Genomic DNA, 19,502 nt, shown 5'->3' with positions numbered 1-19,502 from the left:
ACGGGACGGTACACCAGATTGTTTACTTTTTCTTGCGGGGTGTCTGTGATTTCTTCTGCCAAGCTCAAGCTCAGCGATCAAAAGAAAGCCGATATTTTGGCGGCGGCCATTGAAGAATTCCGCGAGACCGGCTTCGCGGGCGCCCGCATCAACCGCATCGCCGAGCGCGCACAGGTCTCGAAAAGAACGCTTTACAAGCATTACCAAAGCAAAGAGGCGCTGTTCTACGCGATCATCGACCTCACCATTGCCGAGTTTCAAGCGGCGAGCCGCATCGACTATGAACCGGCCCAACCCATGGCGGATCAGCTACAGGCTGCCCTGGAAAACTATTTCGCCAAAATCAGTTCGGACGCCTACATGACCCTTTCCCGCATCCTGATCGCGGAGTTTTTGAAGGACGGCGAAATCTCAACAGCGATCCGCGAGCGCTTCGAGGGCCACAACAAAGGCTTTGCCGATTTGATCGCCGCGGCCGTTGCCGACGGCAAACTCAAACCGGTCGATCCCGACTACGCGGCCACGCAATTGGTTGCCTTGGTAAAAGCCTTCCTGTTTTGGCCGAAATTTTTGATGGGCGAACCCTTGCCCGAGCTGGCGCAAATCGCCCACATCATCAAGGATTCGGTCCGAATGTTTTTGGGACACCACGGTCGCGGTTAAGGCCGAATCGCCACCGGGTTCCACCCACGGCGAGCTCTTTATATACAAAAGAAAATGGGTGTTCCCAAGAGGCGGAACCAAAACCGAGGTCTGTGCTATGATGGCGGGTTTTACAGCCCGAAGTCGATCATTCGGGTGGATGCTAGGGAGGAACCCACCATGAAATCAGCCGAGATTCGCGAACGATTTTTATCATTCTTTGAAAAGAACGGTCACCAGCGCGTGGCATCGTCGTCTTTGATTCCCGCCGACGACCCCACCCTGCTGTTTGCCAACGCGGGCATGAACCAATTCAAAGATGCATTTCTCGGCTTGGAAGACCGCGGGTACACCACCGCCTGCAGCTCGCAAAAGTGCGTGCGCGCCGGCGGCAAACACAACGACCTTGACAACGTCGGTTACACCGCGCGCCACCATACTTTTTTCGAAATGTTGGGTAACTTTTCATTTGGCGATTACTTCAAAGAAGGCGCCATCCGTTACGCTTGGGACTTTTTGACGGTCGACCTGGGCATTCCCACGGACCGCTTGTACGTGACCGTGTTCCGCGAGGACGACGAGGCTTTCGCCCTGTGGCGCGACATGATCGGCGTCCCGGAAGAACGCATCTTCCGCTTTGACGAAGCAGACAACTTTTGGTCGATGGGCGACACCGGTCCCTGCGGCCCCTGTTCCGAAATTTTTTACGATTACGGGGATCGCGTGGCGGGCCCTGCCGATCCCTACGAGGCAATTGAAAGTGGTTCCGACAAAATTGTCGAAATCTGGAACCTGGTTTTCATGCAGTTTGATCGCGATGAAAGCGGCACCATGACCCCGCTGCCCAAACCCAGCGTGGACACAGGCATGGGTTTGGAGCGTATCGCCAGCGTGATGCAGGACGTGACCAGCAACTACCAAACCGACCTGTTGCAGGACATCATGCAACCGGCGGCGGCCGAACTGGGCGTCAAACCAGGCGACAACGAGCAAGGCGACGCGGCCCTGCGCGTGATCGCGGACCACTTGCGTGCCACCAGCTTTTTGCTGGCCGACGGCGTGCGCCCCTCCAACGAAAAGCGCGGATACGTGTTGCGCCGCATCATGCGCCGCGCCATGGTCTACGGACGCCACATTGGCCAGGAAGGACCGTTCCTACACCGCTTGACCGATTTGGTGGTGGAGAAGATGGGCGCGATTTTCCCCGAGTTGGTCACCGAAAAAGCCAACATTAAGTTGTTGACGGAGATCGAAGAAAAACAATTTGAGCGCACCATCCGCAACGGCTTGCCGATCCTCGAAAAGTACCTGGCCCGCTTCACCGCGGAACAACGCCCGGAATTCCCCGGCGAGGTCGCTTGGTACATCTACGAAACCTTCGGTTTCCCGCTTGACCTGATGGCCGATGTGGCCCGCGACGCCGGCATCAAACTCGACCCCGAAACGGTGAAACCGGAAGATACCGCCGGTCCCGATACCGCCAAAGGCGAAGGCGCCAAGAAAACGCCGCCGGCCTTGGAGCAAGCGGGGTTCACCACGGAAATGACCTGCTACGGCGGCCTGGCCGACAGCGGCACCGTCAAAATTCTGCTGGTCGGCGACGAAGGCCGCGACAGCCTGAACGCCGGCGAAGAAGGCGTGGTCGTTTTGGACCGCACACCGTTTTATGCCGAGTCGGGCGGCCAGGTCGGCGACAAAGGCACCTTGGTCACGGCCGAGGGTCGTTTTGAAGTGGCCGAAACAACCAAAACCCTGGATCTGGTCCTGCACCACGGCAAAATGGTCGCGGGCACGCTGGCAAGCGGTGCCGAGGTAGAAGCGACGGTCGACCGCCTTAACCGCCGCGACACCATGAAGAACCACACCGCCACCCACCTGCTGCACCAAGCGCTGCGCGATGTGCTCGGATTGCACGTGCGTCAGGCGGGCAGTTTGGTCGATCCCGACAAATTGCGTTTTGACTTTAACCACTTCGCCCCGATGACCCTGGACGAGATTCAAGCGGTTGAGGACCTGGTCAACGGCGAAATTCTCAACAACGAAACGGTTGAGACGGCGGTGATGGGTCAAGACGATGCGCGCAACAGCGGCGCCATCGCGTTTTTCGGCGACAAATACGGCGACACGGTGCGCGTGGTCAGCGTGGGTTCCTATTCCAAAGAATTTTGCGGTGGCACCCACGTGGGCGCCACGGGTGAAATCGGCTCGTTCAAAATCGTGAGCGAACGGGGTTTGGCCGCGGGCGTACGCCGTTTGATCGCGCTGACGGGTCCCAAGGCGTTGGAACGCTTCCGCGAGTCGGAAGACCTGCTGCGGGTGGCGGCCGACCGTTTCTACCTCAAACGCGACAGCTTCCTGGCCGATTTGGAAAAAGCCCAGGAAGAGAAACGCGCGCTGCAGCAGAAGGTCGAGGATCTCAAAATGAAACTGGCCAAAGGCGGCGGCGCGGCGGAACGCATCGAAACCGTGGGCGACTTCCAAGTCATGGTCAAGCAGGTGAGCGAGGTAGCGGGCGGCCAATTGCGCCAACTGTCGGACGAGCTGCTGAAAAAGATCAAAGACGGCGTGGTCCTGCTGGGCGCGGAAAACGAAGGAAAGGTCCAATTACTGGTGAAAACCAACCGCAAGGACGTCCACGCGGGCAACCTGGTGCGCGAGATGGCGGCGGTTGTCGGCGGCAAAGGCGGCGGCAAACCCGACATGGCGATGGCGGGCGGACGCGACGCGGACAAGCTGGGCGACGCGCTGGAAAAAGGTTTGGCCTTGCTTCAGGGCTAACCCCGCCAACAACCTGAACAAGCGCGAAAGCGGCCGATTCCGGCCGCTTTTTTCTTGCCCTGTCGCACATTTCCGCAAAAATCCAAGCGGTGGCAAAAAACGCACAAGAAAGGTCAAAACCAAGCAGATCCAAGACTTAGCCGGCCGGGAACAATGGCTCGGGAAACCCGTCGCCACAAGGGATTGCTTGAGAATTCGGCGAGACAACGCGCGCCTGTCGGCTCTCGTGTATAATGGGAACTCGCTGTTGGCGCGGCTTGAGGCGTGCCACGCACTTTTCCGGCCGCGCTATTGCGCTATAGCTTTAGGCGAATGGGCCGATGTATGAGATTACCGGCACACTCTGGGGGCCCTCAAGATGAAATGGACATGTTGTTTTTTAATGTTGGTGAGTGGTTGGTTTCTGGCCACACAACCCGTGATGGCGCAAAAGTTATACGCCTACCGCAACAAAGCGGGCAAGTTGGTCATCACCGACAAACCCATGGAAGACGCCACCAAAACCAAAAAGAAATTTAAATTGGTCGATACCTTCACCCCCAAGCACGTGCGTGCCAAGGAACAACAAAGAAGGGCGCAGACGTCGCGCCACCTAAAGGGCAGACGCCTAACGGACGAACAAATTCACAGCTTGGTCACACCCATCGCGCGCTCGATGTCGGTCGACCCGGATTTGGTCAAGGCGGTGATTCGCATTGAATCCGCCAACAACGCGGCGGCAATCAGCAGCAAAGGCGCCATGGGTCTGATGCAGCTCATGCCGGCCACGGCCCAACGCTTCGGCGTGCGCAACGCCTGGGACCCGCGTCAAAACGTACGCGGCGGCATCAGTTACCTGCGTTACCTGCTCAGCTATTTCGAAGGTGAGGTCGACTTGGTTCTGGCCGCCTACAACGCGGGTGAAAACGCGGTGGATCGCCACAAAGGCATCCCGCCCTACAAAGAAACCAAACATTACGTCAAAAAGATCCGGCGCCATTACACGGACACCAGCCATCCCTTCGACGGCACGGCCAAACGCAAGTCCAAGCTGGTCGCCGCCCGCCAGACCACATCCAAAAGCGCCAACGCCGACTAAGCAGGTCCTGAGACAGCCAAACGGGAATCAGGTCACCATCTGGAATAAAACCCGGCATCAAACCGGCCCCTTCCCGATGCCGACATCACACCGGGTCGTCACCCAATCAGGCAAACCCCTTTTCCGTCCAAAGATCGGCGCGACGGCATCATCGGTGGTGGGAAAAGGTGAACAGGGGGAGCAGTGTTGATCTGCATCCTCACTTCATCCTTTTATCCTCGTAAAAAAACGCAAACCAACCCATGCAACGCCAAAAACATCCAAACCCATCGAGGCGATGAGTTGAACCCGCGGCGGGGGTATCTTAAACGCGAACAAGACGCGTCCCCATCCGCCGACGGGTTCAGGCGATCAGCAAGGTACTCGAATCAACAACCGCGTTGACATTAAATAAAAATCAGGTCCTGTGTCGAACTGGGTCGACGCAAGGTGGTAGGCATCGGTTGCTTGAGTGATGAATTCACGGAATCAGCGGGCCGGGTCTCACGGAGATCCACCGCCAAATCCTCTTGCCAGGGTGTAGAAGCGCGAGAAGGCACTTCGGTGTTCTTTAAAACAATATTACGCATAAGAACGTATCGACCTCCCCATTCTAAAGTGATCCACGGATTAAACCTAATAACCAGTGGAGAACGCCATTCTAGCACCAAAGGTGAAGGTTTGATTAAAATCTGTGTAAATTCATCGTCGGGGAGGCGTCATTTTGGTACAATGCGAAACTTTAAACCGACGCAAACCCAAGCATTTATGCCGCAAAACAGCAAATGTCACAATGCGGCATTTACCACCCAAACCGGCCTACCTGATCTTGGATCGACCGGTGACCTTAGGGCGCGGCATCACCGTCGAGCAAAGCGGTAAAAACTTCGTTGGCAAGCAGGCAGCCCTTGGTAGTCAAAGCGATGCGCGCACCGCGGCGATGCAACAAGCCGGCACCCTCATAGGGTGCAAGCGCCTGTTGTTGCGCGGCTGACAGGTCGTGCAAGGGCACCCCGTCCATCAGCCGAAAACCCTGGATGAGTTGCTCACTCCGGCGACGGGCCGCGTCATGGTGTTCCTCTTCCGCCACGCCTTTGCCTTTTTCTGCAACCGCACGTTGCCAGACAGCCAGGTGCCCGTGGTTGGCCCAGTAACGACCGCCAAGGGTGCCGTGCGCGGCCGGACCAAGCCCCAAATAATCGCCGCGCCGCCAATAGGTCAGATTATGGCGACTGCGAAAACCGATTTTGGCAAAATTGCTGATCTCGTAATGCTCGAGGCCGGCGGCGCCGAGTTCGGCCACCACCCATTCGTACCAATCGGCCTGCCGGTCCTCGCTCGGCATGGGCAGTTTGGCGCGGGTCTTATCGAGACTGGTGGGTAAGTCGGTCTCCAACATGTACACGGAAACGTGGTCGGGTTCCAAACGGCGCACCAGCGCCAGATCCTCGGCCAAGGTGGCCCGCGTTTGAAAGGGTAACCCGAGCATGAGGTCGAGGGAAAAGCCGTGGTAGAAGTCCAATTCCCGACAAGCGGTCAAGGCACGCTGGGCCTGCTCCGGGCCATGGGGCCGCTTGAGCGCGCGCAGACCGCGCGCGTCGAAGGTTTGCACACCGAAGGAAACCCGAGTCAAGCCCAGGGCTCTGAGTTGGGCCAAGTACCCCGGCACGGCGTCCTCGGGATTCACTTCCATCGACCATTCACAATCGGGTACGGTCACAAAACATTCGCGCAGGGTTTGAACCAAGACACGCAATGCGGGCAGCGACAGGCGACTGGGCGTACCGCCGCCAAAAAACACGGAATGCAGTGGGCGCTCACCAACCTCGGCGGCATAAGCGCGCATCTCCTGCTGAAGGGCGACAACATAACGCTGCTGGAACGCATCAAAATCAGATTGGGGATGGAGTACTTTGATATCGAAATGGCAATAGGAACAGCGTTGGCCGCAAAAAGGAACATGGATATAAAGCGCGAGTGACGACATCCACCAACCTAGTTCAAAGAGATAGGGGAAAAGCCCCATTCCATTCTACATGGAGGATGGTTTGAGGATGGGTGATTTGGGTTGGCCTGCTTGGTTTTCCGAGTGGATGGGGGTGATTTGGGTTGGCCTGCTTGGCTTTGCTTGGTTTTGCTTGGGTAGGTTAGGGGTGGTGGGTTTATTTCTGAGGATGCCTGGATGGTATGAGGATGGGCGATGCGCGTTGCCTGCTTGGTGCTGCCTGTTCCGCCGCGGATGAAGGCGTCCACCTGGTTCGTTTTGTTTTTCGAAAACCCTACGCCAACCTTTTTTATTGGTAAGTACCGAGCATGCTTGGATGGACGATTTGGTTTTGCCCGTTCCGCGCCGGTATTCGCCCCGCCAAACGAACCACGGCCCATCGCCCATCCTCAATTCATCCAGTCATCCTCAGAGAGGTCCCCCTCACCCCCCAAACGACCAGGCCAAACCAAGCAACCCCCCATCCACCCACCCAAAGATGAAAACCCCGAGGTGCTTGCAACAATCACGGAACATCCACCCACCAGGGACCGGGCTTTTTGCTTAGGTCGCGGCGGGGCTCATGGTATAGTCGGCAAGGCTCCACCTGAACCAGCGCCACTTGGCCGAACCAAAAGAGAAACCACGGGCGCATGTGATCGCGGCTGGGCGACAATCCTGAAAACCCGTTTCAGAACGTCGGCCGGTCCCCAACACCATACGGGCAGCGTCACTTTTCAGAACCAGCCTAACCCTCTGACACCTGGCGAGATACGCTTTTTTGACACAGCCCGACTACCCGACAGGCTCATGTCATAAAGGGCATTTCAGGTGGGGAATCATAGATTGTCGGCACACCCGACCAACACGGTTGACCCGGCGATTGGATTTTGGATTGGATAAGCAAGCACCCACACAACGCATCATCCACGGGTTCTTCGACAACACGGACGGTCACGGACCGTTTGATGTGATGTCCTGTGCCGACACCCCTCGTCTCGATGGGGATCCCGCCCCGCGAAACATCATAGCCAGGTAAGCTTAAGGAACACCCCACCCATGAAAACATTTGTACTTGATACAACCGTACTCATCCACGACCCCATGGCGATTTACAAGTTCAAGGAAAACGAAGTCCTGGTTCCCCTGGTGGTCATTGAAGAAATTGATAAATTTAAGCGCGACCAGTCCGAGGTCGGCCGCAACGCGCGGATGGTTTCGCGTTTCCTCGATAAGGAACGCGCCAAAGGTCGCCTGAGCGACGGCGTGCCCCTGGATGAAGGCGGCACCTTGCGGGCGGCACTGGAATCGGCCGATGTCAGCCTCAAATCGAACACGCGCAACTCGTCGATGAACAACGACAACTGGATCCTGGGCGTGGCGGTTCACCAAATGAACCACAACCCGGAGCGGACCTGCATCCTGGTCACCAAAGATGTAAACCTGCGTATCAAAGCAGATGCATTACGCGTTCCCGCGGAAGATTACTCCAACGACAAGGTCGAACTGAATGAGTTGTACACGGGCTGTTCCGATTTGGAAGTCGATGCGGCAGCCTGGGAAGAGCTGTCCAACACGCGATCAATCGAAAAACCGGAAGAAGGCTCTTTGAACCAATTTTTCATTGTGAGTTGCCCGGATGTCTCGGAAGAACCCATTCCCGCGCGGCTCGATCCCCAAACGGGTCGTTTGTCGGCGCTGCCGCCGGTCCGCGACGTGTGGGGCGTAAAACCGCTAAACGTGGAACAGCGCTTGGCGATTGAGTTACTGTTGGACCAGCGAATCCAGTTGGTGAGTTTGGTGGGTAAGGCCGGAACGGGCAAAACCCTGATCGCACTGGCTGCCGGCCTACAAATCGTGGTAGACGAAAACAAATTCCACCGCTTGATGGTATCCCGCCCGATCCACCCAATGGGCAAAGATCTGGGTTATCTGCCCGGCGATATTGACGAAAAGATTCGCCCCTGGATGCAGCCGATATTCGACAACCTCGAGTACATCCTCCACTGCAACTCCGAGGACTTCGGCAAAGGCCAGGTGACCTACGAATACTTTATCGACAAAGGCTGGATGGTGGTCGAACCTTTGACCTACATGCGCGGTCGCAGCATTCCCAACCAGTACATGCTGGTCGATGAGGCGCAGAACCTGACGCCCCACGAAATTAAGTCGATCATCACGCGCGCGGGTCACGGTACCAAAATTGTGTTAACCGGCGACCCCAACCAAATCGACCACCCGTTCTTGGATGCATCCACCAACGGGATCAGCTACCTGGTCAACCGTTTCCGCAACCACCCGCTTTACGGGCACGTCACCTTAACCCGTGGTGAACGTTCGCCCTTGGCGGAAGCAGCCAGCAACCTCCTATAACGAACCCCCAAGCGTCGCGCCGCCGCGGCCGGCGCTTGGACCTCGTCGGGCTCAAACCATGGATGCCTTTGCATAGGAAAGACAGGAAACATGAAAATACTGACGGCCACAGGAGAACGCCTCGCCGGGGGTGTCGTCAGCGCGCTCTTGCGCGCGGGTTGCGAGGTGCCCGCGGTTATTTCTCCCTACCAAGGGGTTTACCGCACCCAGTGCCAAGGCCTCCCCTTCTGGCGTTACGATCTCGCCGGCTGGGATATCGGTAACGTCTGCCGCCGTAAGGACATCCCCATCCGCGTGGCGCGCCGCTTGGACCAAGGCGACATCCACGCGTTCGTGCGCCACTGCGGCGCCGACCTGTTGCTGGTTTTTGGCTGGCCCCATTTGATTCCGAGCAAAACGGTGCAGCTTTTCCCCCACGGCGGTATCAACGTCCACCCCTCGCGATTGCCTTTGTTACGCGGGGCCGATCCGATTTTTTCGGTGGTTGATGAACAAGCACCGGGATTCGGCATCAGCATTCACCGCCTGGAAGATGAACTGGACGGCGGTGCGATTTACCATCAACAAAACCTGGCCCGAATTGAAGGCGGCACCTACGACGATCATTACGCGCGCTTCATCGCGGTGGTGCCGGAAGCGGTCACCAAGGTGGTCGAAATGATCCGCGCGGGGATCGAACCCACCCCCCAATCCGGCGCGGTCACCGAGGCAATAAAGTTCCGACCGCGCATGCGGCTGCTTAAATTGGACGAGCCGCCCGCGGCGCTGATTCGGCGAACCCAGGCCTGCCACGCGCACCATCCCCGTGTCGCCGGCTGCGACAGCTTTCTGTTCAGCTTTAAGCAGTGCTGGCCGTTGCCCGCCATGCCGGAAAAACAACCGAATGGGACCGTGATCGGGGCGGGTCTGTGGCAGGTTTCGGTTTTTATCGGCGGCGCGCCCATGCTGCTGAGCGGGGTGCGTGTTTTGGATCAGCCGATTTGGCAAACCCCCCGCCTGCTGAAACAGGTTTTACAACCGGGCAAACGCCTGCTGCCTTATGAAACACTCAGGAACCGGGTCAAAGCCGCCGCCAAGAAATAAGCCGTCACGGCATACGGCGCGTTGGGTGCTTGCCGATCACGGGCGGCATCCGTACTTGCCTATTGCGGACGGCGCGGCTAGACTGTGGGACGCACGCGTGGCCGACACGTGTTGCGGTCAATAGACCGACCCGCATCGGCTGATGTGGGCGACCCATGATGGATTAAACGTTACGAGGTCTTCATGTCAAGCCGAAGCCGCGGCCGCCAATTTGCCGTTCAAATGATTTACCAGTTCGAATTCAGTGGCGACACCCTGGACCACATTCTGCACCACTTTTGGCGCAATATCGACGCGGACCAAACCACCCGCGCATTTAGTTCCCAGCTCGCACGGGGTGTCATTGAGCAGCGCACGGAACTGGATCTGGAAATCAATGGTTACCTCAAAAACTGGACCTTGGACCGCATCGCCACCCTGGACCGTATCATCCTGGAACTGGCTTTGTTTGAGTTACTCGCCAAAAACATCGAGGTCCCCTGGAAAGTGGTCATCGACGAAGCGGTCACCCTCGCCAAGATGTTCGGCACCGACAAAAGCCCTACCTTTATTAATGGGGTCTTGCACGCGTGGTGTGCGCGCAACAGCGACGGCTTCAACGCCGCGACCGATACCCCGGCAAACGAAGCCGAGGCGGTCTCGATTGAACCGGATCTTCCCTCGGTTGAAGCCGAACTACCGAAACCGCCCGCCGAATAAGGGCGAGCTTTTCACCCACAACCGCAGGCCGGTAACCAAAAGAACAGTAACCAACACCAACCCAAAAGGTGCCAATACCTGATCCAGGGAACGGATCCCCGTCCAACGCAGGTAGTGGATTTCGTACATCCAGTTGATGAACCGCGTGTCACGGCCCTTTTGTGATAACCCCAGGTTTTGCCAATGAACCTGGACGGTACGCCCGTTGTCCAGGGTTACCCGGTCCAGCGCCACCTCGATCACCTTGCCGCCGATCACGGGATCCTCGGCGAGGGCGTCGACCACCAAACGTTCGATTTGGGCCAGGTCCGGCGTCCAGTCTTCACCGGTGGCCGGATCCAAATGACGCTTTTTACCGTCCGCCTCCACCAGCAAGTGAAGCCCCAGCACGGTGCGCGTCCACTGGATTCGGTGCCAGGACGGTTGCGGGGTCAGCGCCGGCAGCTCGCCGAGCGGGTAGGTTTTCACGCGGGGCATCGCATACGCGGCGGCGTAACCCGGCTTAAGGTGAAAAAAGATGCCGGTCACGGCCCAAGCAAAAAAGGGCAAGGTCAGCACAAGCGCCAAAATACGGTGAATTCGTCGATTCATAACACATCCAAAATCATAGTTTTTCCCAGGGAGCACGTTTTCCGAAGCCGGGACATCTGACAAAACGGCAGGTTGGTGGTGTGGCGACCGAGGGCGTCCTGAATCTAACCCATGCAACCTGAATCGCAAAGAAAACCTCGCCGGAAAGCAGGTGACGGTGCGGCCCGGCGGGACTTTGCCAACGGGCTTTCAAATGCCGTCAAATCCTGTTTCTTATCGCTTGTGCTAAATGAGCGCATTCGTTATGCTTCCAGCGATATCTTGTGCGGTCACCCATTTTGACCACACAGGCTCGCATCAACATCGCACCACGCGATGCAAAGGACGTCCCGCCATGACCGAAGAACCAAAAAACCCAGCACTTGATGGTGAAGAAGAAGAGTTTTTAGTGGTAGAGATGGAAACCGAAGACGGTGAAACCGAAGAGTTCGTGGTCATCAGCACCTTTAAATCCGGTGAGAGCAGCTACGCTGTGATGGCGCTTTATGAGGACTTTGAACGCATGGACACCATGACCGACGAGGAATTCAACGAATACTACGGTGACGAACAGAGCATTTTCTTCGTCATGCGCCAAGAGGAAGAGGACGCCTACATCGAAGTCGACGAAGAAGAATTCAAAGGCATCGAAAACGATTTGCAGAAACACTTAGAGGAAATTGGCGAATAACGCCGCGGCGGAACCGCCAACCCAAACCCACTGGTTGTGGGTCATTTACGGTTGTGTTCCGCTCGGCCTCGGCCTTGATTTTTGGAGCAAACATTGGGCCTCGCAACAATTTGGCGGGGTTGAATGGATGATCCGCGACCAAATCGGTGTTTTCATGGTGCGGCACCACGGTCTCTGGGCCATGGAAAGCGCGCCAGGTGATTCTTCGGCCGCGTGGGTCGGCATAGCCGCCACCGCGGCCTTGTTCATCTGGGCCTGCTTCACCCCGGCGACCCAGCGTTCGCTGCATGGCGCGCTGGCCTGCATGATGGCGGGCGCACTCGGCAACACCCTAGAACGGCTGTGGTTCGGCTACGTCACCGACTGGCTGCTGCTGCGTTTTTTTCCGGGCGGACTAACCGTTAATTTCGCCGACTTATGTTTGACGACCGGTTGCCTGTGGTTGTGGGTTGCCATCCTCCGCACCCCGACCAAAAACCGGAACGAGGTCTAATCGTGCATCCTATTTTATTTGAAATCTTTGGTTTCGAGGTTCCCAGCTACGGCGTCGCACTGGTCACGGCGTTTATCATCGCGACCATTTTGTTGCGCCGCGAGGGCGCGCGTCTTGACCTGGATCCCGAACAACTGACCGACGCCGCTGTTTCCGGCCTGCTGTTCGGCCTAATCGGGGCCAAACTGTTGCTGATCATCGTCGAACTGGACGACTTCATTCAAAATCCCGCCAAACTTCTGGATACGATCCGCTCGGCCGGCGTCATTTACGGCGGTCAAATCGGCGGGGCGCTGGGTGTCATTTGGTACCTCAACCGCCATAAGTTACCCATTGTCAAAACCCTGGATGTGATGGCGCCGCACCTGGCCCTCGGCATTGGTTTGGGCCGCGTGGCCTGCTTGTTGGCGGGCTGTTGTTACGGGGTCCACTACGACGGCCCCTTTGCCCTGCATTTCCCCGAGGTCGCCCATTGCCCCGCGCCCGCCGGTGTCGGCCTGTTCCCCATCCAAATTGTGAGTCTCATAAACGGCGTTGTGCTTTACGGCATCTTGATTTGGCTGCTGCGTCGCCGTAAATTCGACGGCCAAATTGTGGCCGCTTTCGTGTTCCTCTACGGCCTCACCCGAGCAATCATTGAAAACTACCGCGGCGACGGCGTGCGCGGCGTGTGGTTTGACGGTATGATCAGCACATCCCAGCTCATCGCGCTGGGCGGCATGGCGGCGGCAATCGGCTGGACGTTATGGAAGTTCAAAGGTTTGAGCCGGAAGAACACTTCCGGTTGAAGGAAAACGCATCGTGACAAGTGAAGAGAAATTCCAGGTGACCGAGCTCGACGGCAGCGAGCGCTTGGACGTGTATTTGGCCGACCTCTTGGAAGAGGTAAGCCGCACCAAAATCAAAGGTTGGTGCAAAGAAGGCGCGGTTATGGTCAACGGCAAAGCCCGCAAGGGTTCCTACCTGCTGCAAGGCGGGGAAGAGCTGTCCTTGACCGTCCCCGAGGAGGAACCGGTCGACAGCGTGCGCGCCGAAAACATTCCGCTGGACATCGTTTTTGAAGACGACGACTTGGTGCTGATCAACAAAGCGCCCGGCATGGTGGTCCACCCCGGCGCGGGCATCTACTCCGGCACCCTGGTCAACGCCTTGGCCTACCATTTCGAGCAACTGGCCACACGCGGCGGCGATATGCGGCCCGGCATCGTGCACCGCTTGGACAAAGGCACCACCGGCCTGATCCTTGTCGCGAAAAACGACTTTACCCACAAACACTTGCAGGAACAATGGCAGGCCCACAGCGTGACCAAGCTGTACCAAACCCTGGTGTGGGGCGCACCCGATCCCGAACGCGGTGAAATCGAAAGCCACATCGGCCGCCACCCGCGCCTGCGCTACATGATGACCGCCCAGGCCGAACAGGGTCGCCACGCGTTGTCACGCTACAAGCTGGTGGCGCGATGGAGCGAGGCTGCCAAACTCAATGTCCACATCCTCACCGGCCGCACCCACCAGGTGCGCGTTCACCTGGCCCACATCGGCCACCCGGTGGTGGGCGACGCCCTTTACGGCCGCAACCGTCACCGCAACCTGGCCAAGGAATTCGAGGCGATGCCGGATTATCCGATGCTCCACGCCGCGATGTTGCGTTTCCGCCACCCACGTAGCGGCGAGGAACTCACCTTTAAGCAAGCACCGCCCGAGGCTTTTGTCGCTTGCGCCGCGGCCCTCGCCAAGTGGCCTTACTAGGTGTTCCCGCCGCCTTGTTGGAACCCGGCGGCGGCGTCCCCAACCTAGCCCCTGAAAACAAAACGACCGACCCAGACCAGCCCGTTTTTTGGGGCTGTTCATCCCTCAGAGCCACCCGATCCAGGTAAAATGCCGCCTCGTTTGGACAATGCCCCGATTTCCCATTGGGTCACGCCCCCGTATCGGTTAAACTTGGGTATTCCAATTGAGACTGATACCTATTGAAACACCACGATTAAGAGAAACCGCCTCAGCGCGTGCTTTTCTTGGCGGTGGTTTTTCATAAACAAAGCGTGAACGCGGCCCCGCCGCGATGGTATGAGGCTATGTCGCAAACACATATGATCGGCTTGGGCGGTATTCACGCCTCCAACACCCCCGGTGACGTCATTAAAACCATGGCACTGGGCTCCTGCGTCGGCATTATCGCGGTGGCCCCTCGGCTGCGCGCCGTCGGCATGGCCCACATCGTGCTGCCCCATTCGCGCACCAACCCCGAAAAGGCCAATCTCACGCCCGGCTACTTTGCCGACACCGGCATCCCCGCGATGCTGGAGCAATTCCAACGGCTCGGCCTCAAAAACCCCCGCGAGTTGGTGTTTAAGCTGGCGGGTGGCGCCTCGGTGATGGATACCAACAACACCTTCGACATTGGCAAACGCAATATTTTGTCCTGTCGCAAGGAACTGTGGAAACACCGCATGGCCGCCATTGCCGAGGATGTCGGCGGTAATTTTTCACGAACGGTATGGGTCGAGGTCGATTCGGGGCGCATGTACTTGCAGTCTCCCGGCAAGGGACGGTGGGAACTATGACGGACTTTGCAAAAAAGGCGGCGGACCGACTCAACAGTCTCCCGCCCATCTCCACAACCACATTAAAGTTAATTGATTTGCTCAGTAACGAGACATACCAAACGACGGAACTGTCGGCCTTGATCGAAGCGGACCTCAGCCTGGCGGCACGCTGCCTAAAAACAGTGAATGCCCCCATTTTCGGCATCAAACGCACGATCTCTTCCGTACCCCACGCCGTGACCTTGCTGGGCGCGCGAGCCGTGCTCGACTTGGCGCTCCAGCTCAGCGTGCGCGGTACGTACAACCAGGCACTCACCGGTTACGCCTCCAGCGCCGACGATCTCTACCGGCACAGCCTCTACAGCGCCATTGCGGCCCGCATCTGCGCCCAACGCATCACACCCAACACCAACCCGGAAAGCGCATACGCCGCCGCCTTGTTTCACGATGTCGGAAAACTGGTGCTGTCGTCCTTCCTTGCCGAAAAAGAAACCGAGGATCCCGAAAACATCACCCATTTCCTCGATTACGAACAACAGCACTTTGGCATCGACCACGCGCAAATCAGCGCCCAAATTGCCCAAAAGTGGCATCTCCCGGAAGACTTGGTTCAAGCCATCAGCTTCCATCACCAACCCAGCCAAGCCCTACCCGCCTACCGCCGCACCGCCCTTGCGGTTCACCTCGGCGATATGTTTGCCATGATGGCGGGATTCGGCACCCAACGCGACAACATGCAGTACCAAATGGATCCGATGATCGATGAATTCGTGGTGCGCAACCGCAAATGGGAGCTCGAGACCCTGCCCCAGATTATGATGGACATCCACGAGGAATACCAAACCGTCATGGCCAAATTTAATCAAGAGGAGCAAGCCCAATGACCAAACGCGTACTCATTGTTGACGACTCCCTGGCCGCGCGCATGATCATCCGCCAGTATTTGGAAATTGTCGGTTGTGCCGGCGCCGAATTTACCGAGGCCAAACACGGGGGCGAAGCCCTGGAAGCCTTAAAGCAGCATCCCTACGACCTGATTGTCACGGACATGAACATGCCGGTAATGGACGGTTACCAGTTTATCCGCCGCTTGAAAGCCTCGCCCAAATTCAACACCATCCCGGTCATCATCATTTCCAGCGCCGCCAACAAAGACAATCGCGAAACCTTTATGAAGTACGGCGCCAATTTCGTCGTCAGCAAACCCATCTCCCCCGCGACGCTTAATAAAGCCGTGAAAGAAACCCGTGTTTTCGAGGACTAAGCCATGGACATTCAGCAGGAAATCACCCACCAAGCACTGCAAAAAGCCCTGACCGATTCCTTTGAAGGACTGGCTTTTGCACAGGTCTTTAGTTACCGCGTTCTCAGCGCGTTTACCGGCGACACGGACGGCCTTACCGCGGTTTACATTGACATGCCCGAACCCCTCGCGTTCCGGTTCGTGTTGATGCTTACCAACGACCAGGTCGGCAGCTTTTTCGATGCAGCCTCCGGCGGGGCCGACCTAACCCCGGCCTTGTTCGCGGACTTCAATAAAGAAGTGTGCAACACCGCCGCCGGCCATATTCAAACCATTCTGGCCCCGCAAAAAATGGATATGTTGATTGGTTTGCCACATATTATCAAGCAACCACTTGATTATCTGACCCCCGCCGATAACCGCTGTATTCTGGAGTTCGAGGTCGAGGAATACAACGCCTATGTGGTCTTGGAAAAAATGACGGACGCGACCTAACCCCATCAAAAAATGTCCGGGCCGGGCTCGCCGGGGAAGCAACGCGACTCCTTTTACCAAGTCAATTAAAGCCAAAAGCTTCCACCTTGCCACACGCGTTAACCCAGCTAAAAAATTAAGATGATTCAGCGGTGTTTCGAGTTTGTTTTATTGGGCACAGTCCTGTCCTTCGTTTTATGGGTGTTCAATGCTATGGTTGCTCTCATCTTGTTGGTCCGACATCAGGATCACACACTTGGAGTTTGCGTTTCGCATGATGAACTTAATGTTTTGGGGTTACGCCTACCTTTTAACCACAACCGCCGTTTTCTTCGCCATTCTCGGTTGGCGCAACATCATCGCCGGCGACATTCAAGCCCACAAACAAAAGATGGGCGCCGCGATTAACCTCATCCTCTTTTTTGTCGTTTCCTACGTGGTGAAGGTCATCGTGCTAGGTCGTGAGGACAAAACCAACTGGACCCCTTTTTATCTCTATACTTTGTACATCCACGAAACCTTTATTGCGCTGATGTTGTTAACCGGCGGCTGGGCGCGATGGCTCGCCCACACGTTCAGAACCTCCCTCACCGGCGATTCCGTTTCAGATGTGCACCAGAAGCAGCGCCGCTTACACGGTAAACTCGGCCGCGCCTGTATCGCATCCGCGCTTTGTGGCTTGTTCACCGCTACCATTATTTTGTGGGGCATGGCCAACCGTCTTTAACCCACCGTTTGCATTCCCCGTTCTTGAAGAACCGGGGGCGACACGGCGAGGATAGGTCGCCCGTTTCAGGGCTCTGTTTCTTTTTTCGAACGGCTTGGTTATTGTGACTCAATCGCAAGATCTCGCAAAAAAACGCATGCGTGCGCATCGCGGATCAACCCGATCCGCGCGGATCGCGAGTTTTCCCAGCTTGCAGTTGTTTTAGAAATGCTAAGTGTTTTATATTTAACGATATGAATTAGCCTTGGACAATCTGGAGACGCGCATGGTGGACACGACGCTCGACAGGGACTTTCCATGTCCCGGTTCCGACCAAGAAATCGCGGTTTTTAATCGCCTGATGGCAAAATTGCCCAACATCTATTCTCGACTCGCCAATGATCGGCGTGTCCCACACACCACCGTGGTGATCCCCTCGCTTTCCTTGGATCAGTCCGAGCTTTCCAAAGTTGAAGGCCACATGTTTTACGAGGAGCGCCTGCTGTGCATGCTCATGCTGCTCAAACGGCCCCGCACCCGCATTGTTTTTGTGTCCTCCACCCGCATCCACCCGCTCATCACCCAGTACTACCTCAACTTCCTGACCGGGGTCCCCTTCGGCCACGCCATGCGGCGCCTGATCATGCTCGATTGCGGCGACACCAGCCCCAAGCCGCTCACCCAAAAAATTCTTGAGAGCCCCTGGCTCATGGACCGCATGCGCAAGTACATCGGCGACCGCGACCGCGCCCACATGGTGGTTTTTAACACCACCCCCTTTGAGCGCACCCTCGCCGTGCGTCTGGGTATCCCCGTCTACGGCACCGACCCCGCGCTTCACTACCTCGGCAGCAAAACCGGTTGTCGGCGCATCCTCAAATCGGCAGGCATTCCCGTGCCCTACGGCCACGAGGATCTGCGCGACGAACACGACATCGTCACCGCCCTCGACGACCTTTGGCAAAAAACGCCGGACATCCGCCGCGCCGTGGTCAAACTCAACGAGGGCTTTTCCGGCAAAGGCAACGCGATGTTTTTCTTCGACGACATCCAGAAACACCGGGAAGCCAACGAAGAGGATCGCCGTCAACACATCGCCCAACAGCTCAACAACCTTCGTTTTGAATCCCAAAACGAAACCTGGCCGCGTTTCGAGAGCCAGTTCCGAAAATTACGCGGCGTGGTCGAAACCTTCATTGAAGGCGAAAACAAGGATTCCCCCTCGGTACAGGCACGGGTTAACGCCATCGGCGAACCCCAGGTCATTTCCACCCACGACCAAATCATGGGCGGTCCCAACGGCCAAGTCTTCATGGGCTGTTGGTTCCCGGCGCGGCGCGACTACCGCAAGGTCTTGCAGGAAGACGGCCGCAAGGTGGCCCAAGTGCTCAGCACCAAAGGCGTGATCGGCCGGTTCGCGGTTGATTTCATTGTCGTGCCAACCCCCAACGGCTTCGAGCGTTACGCCATCGAGATCAACCTGCGTCGCGGTGGCACCACCCACCCGTTCCTGATGATGAAGTTCCTGATCGAAGGCGATTACAACGAGGAAAAAGGCATCTACGTCTCCAATTCCGGTCAGGAAAAGTACTACCTCGCCACCGACAACCTGCTCGACCCGCAGTACGTGGGTATGGGCCCGGAAGACCTGATCGACGTGGCGGTGTACCACGATCTCCACTACCACACGGTCGAGCAAGACGGGGTGGCCTTCCACATGATTGGTTCGCTGAGTCAGTTCGGCAAGTTGGGCATCACCTGCATCGCCAACACCCGGGAGCAAACCAAACAGCTCCACCAACAAACAATCAAGGTGCTCGACGGCGAGGCAGAAGCCAACCGCCGCAAGGAGCGCACCGCTTTTTACTTGGGCGCTCCACCAAGCAACCTACAAAACATCGGCTTCTAGCCTTGCTGATTTGATGACACCCAGGTTGAACGGGTGTTGGTTCGATGTCCGGTAAACACGTCCCCTCACTCTATGGACGGGCGTTGACCCGGCGTACCCCTTCCCCGCCATCCACCTGTCTGGCCCAACGTTGACCCGGCGTACCTCTTCCCCGCCATCCACCTGTCTGGCCCAACGTTGACCCGGCGTACCCCTTCCCCGCCATCCACCTGTCTGGCCCAACGTTGACCCGGCGTACCCCTTCCCCGCCATCC

Annotated in this window: 18 protein-coding genes; 16 read left to right on the top strand and 2 right to left on the bottom strand. The window is 57.3% G+C overall.

Going from position 1 to position 19,502, the window contains the following annotated elements; genetic code table 11:
• Nucleotides 1-45 precede the first annotated feature (45 nt).
• The 3 genes from J3U88_RS07835 to J3U88_RS07825 all read left to right on the top strand — a co-directional run bounded on the left by J3U88_RS07835 (nt 46) and on the right by J3U88_RS07825 (nt 4,498).
• Complete coding sequence (locus J3U88_RS07835; protein WP_207858079.1) at nt 46-663, top strand: TetR/AcrR family transcriptional regulator C-terminal domain-containing protein; 618 nt, start codon at nt 46-48, stop codon at nt 661-663.
• A 159-nt stretch (nt 664-822) separates the two neighbouring features.
• Entirely contained in the window at nt 823-3,420 is a 2,598-nt protein-coding gene (gene alaS, locus J3U88_RS07830; protein WP_207858078.1) for an alanine--tRNA ligase, read from the top strand.
• A gap of 358 nt (nt 3,421-3,778) precedes the next feature.
• Complete coding sequence (locus J3U88_RS07825; RefSeq protein WP_207858076.1) at nt 3,779-4,498, top strand: lytic transglycosylase domain-containing protein; 720 nt, start codon at nt 3,779-3,781, stop codon at nt 4,496-4,498.
• A gap of 826 nt (nt 4,499-5,324) precedes the next feature.
• Here J3U88_RS07825 and hemW read toward each other — a convergent pair.
• Nucleotides 5,325-6,464 carry a radical SAM family heme chaperone HemW gene (hemW, locus tag J3U88_RS07820; RefSeq protein WP_207858074.1) on the bottom strand — a complete coding sequence of 380 codons (1,140 nt, stop codon included), beginning with the start codon at nt 6,462-6,464 and terminating at the stop codon, nt 5,325-5,327.
• A gap of 1,056 nt (nt 6,465-7,520) precedes the next feature.
• On the opposite strand from hemW, the gene J3U88_RS07815 reads away from it, so the two are divergent.
• The 3 genes from J3U88_RS07815 (at nt 7,521) to nusB (ending at nt 10,616) form a co-directional block, all read left to right on the top strand.
• Nucleotides 7,521-8,834, top strand: a complete 1,314-nt coding sequence (locus J3U88_RS07815; RefSeq protein ID WP_207858072.1) for a PhoH family protein — start codon at nt 7,521-7,523, stop codon at nt 8,832-8,834.
• Nucleotides 8,835-8,924: 90 nt separating this feature from the next.
• Nucleotides 8,925-9,917 carry a formyltransferase family protein gene (locus J3U88_RS07810; protein ID WP_207858070.1) on the top strand — a complete coding sequence of 331 codons (993 nt, stop codon included), beginning with the start codon at nt 8,925-8,927 and terminating at the stop codon, nt 9,915-9,917.
• Between the two features lie 183 nt (nt 9,918-10,100).
• Nucleotides 10,101-10,616: a transcription antitermination factor NusB gene (nusB, locus tag J3U88_RS07805; protein ID WP_207858069.1), complete on the top strand. Its 516-nt coding sequence runs from the start codon at nt 10,101-10,103 to the stop codon at nt 10,614-10,616.
• Here the strand turns inward: nusB and J3U88_RS07800 are convergent.
• Nucleotides 10,593-11,207 carry a PepSY domain-containing protein gene (locus J3U88_RS07800; protein WP_207858067.1) on the bottom strand — a complete coding sequence of 205 codons (615 nt, stop codon included), beginning with the start codon at nt 11,205-11,207 and terminating at the stop codon, nt 10,593-10,595. The two genes, nusB and J3U88_RS07800, sit on opposite strands and share 24 nt — an antisense overlap.
• Before the next feature lie 334 nt (nt 11,208-11,541).
• On the opposite strand from J3U88_RS07800, the gene J3U88_RS07795 reads away from it, so the two are divergent.
• The 10 genes from J3U88_RS07795 (at nt 11,542) to J3U88_RS07750 (ending at nt 19,248) form a co-directional block, all read left to right on the top strand.
• A complete protein-coding gene (locus J3U88_RS07795; protein ID WP_207858065.1) occupies nt 11,542-11,877 on the top strand; it encodes a hypothetical protein in 336 nt (111 codons plus the stop codon).
• A complete protein-coding gene (locus tag J3U88_RS07790; RefSeq protein ID WP_207858064.1) occupies nt 11,867-12,370 on the top strand; it encodes a signal peptidase II in 504 nt (167 codons plus the stop codon). The genes J3U88_RS07795 and J3U88_RS07790 overlap by 11 nt, the downstream gene beginning before the upstream one ends.
• 2 nt (nt 12,371-12,372) lie before the next feature.
• Nucleotides 12,373-13,158 (top strand): prolipoprotein diacylglyceryl transferase family protein, encoded by a 786-nt coding sequence (locus tag J3U88_RS07785; RefSeq protein ID WP_207858062.1) that lies wholly within the window; start codon nt 12,373-12,375, stop codon nt 13,156-13,158.
• A 13-nt stretch (nt 13,159-13,171) separates the two neighbouring features.
• On the top strand, nt 13,172-14,119 hold the full coding sequence (locus J3U88_RS07780; RefSeq protein WP_207858060.1) for an RluA family pseudouridine synthase: 948 nt from the start codon (nt 13,172-13,174) through the stop codon (nt 14,117-14,119).
• A gap of 326 nt (nt 14,120-14,445) precedes the next feature.
• Nucleotides 14,446-14,934 (top strand): chemotaxis protein CheD, encoded by a 489-nt coding sequence (locus tag J3U88_RS07775; protein ID WP_207858059.1) that lies wholly within the window; start codon nt 14,446-14,448, stop codon nt 14,932-14,934.
• Nucleotides 14,931-15,800 carry an HDOD domain-containing protein gene (locus J3U88_RS07770; protein WP_207858057.1) on the top strand — a complete coding sequence of 290 codons (870 nt, stop codon included), beginning with the start codon at nt 14,931-14,933 and terminating at the stop codon, nt 15,798-15,800. The genes J3U88_RS07775 and J3U88_RS07770 overlap by 4 nt, the downstream gene beginning before the upstream one ends.
• Nucleotides 15,797-16,180: a response regulator gene (locus J3U88_RS07765; protein WP_207858055.1), complete on the top strand. Its 384-nt coding sequence runs from the start codon at nt 15,797-15,799 to the stop codon at nt 16,178-16,180. Before J3U88_RS07770 ends, J3U88_RS07765 begins: the two co-directional genes overlap by 4 nt.
• A 3-nt stretch (nt 16,181-16,183) precedes the next feature.
• Nucleotides 16,184-16,654 (top strand): hypothetical protein, encoded by a 471-nt coding sequence (locus J3U88_RS07760; RefSeq protein WP_207858053.1) that lies wholly within the window; start codon nt 16,184-16,186, stop codon nt 16,652-16,654.
• A 253-nt stretch (nt 16,655-16,907) separates the two neighbouring features.
• Complete coding sequence (locus tag J3U88_RS07755; protein ID WP_207858051.1) at nt 16,908-17,360, top strand: DUF420 domain-containing protein; 453 nt, start codon at nt 16,908-16,910, stop codon at nt 17,358-17,360.
• Between the two features lie 265 nt (nt 17,361-17,625).
• The gene (locus tag J3U88_RS07750; protein WP_207858050.1) at nt 17,626-19,248 is read left to right on the top strand and encodes a peptide ligase PGM1-related protein; all 1,623 of its coding nucleotides are present in this window, start codon (nt 17,626-17,628) and stop codon (nt 19,246-19,248) included.
• Nucleotides 19,249-19,502 lie beyond the last annotated feature (254 nt).

It is taken from the genome of Acanthopleuribacter pedis, assembly GCF_017377855.1.
Lineage (GTDB): Bacteria > Acidobacteriota > Holophagae > Acanthopleuribacterales > Acanthopleuribacteraceae > Acanthopleuribacter > Acanthopleuribacter pedis.
This window is presented reverse-complemented; position numbering and strand designations above follow the sequence as displayed.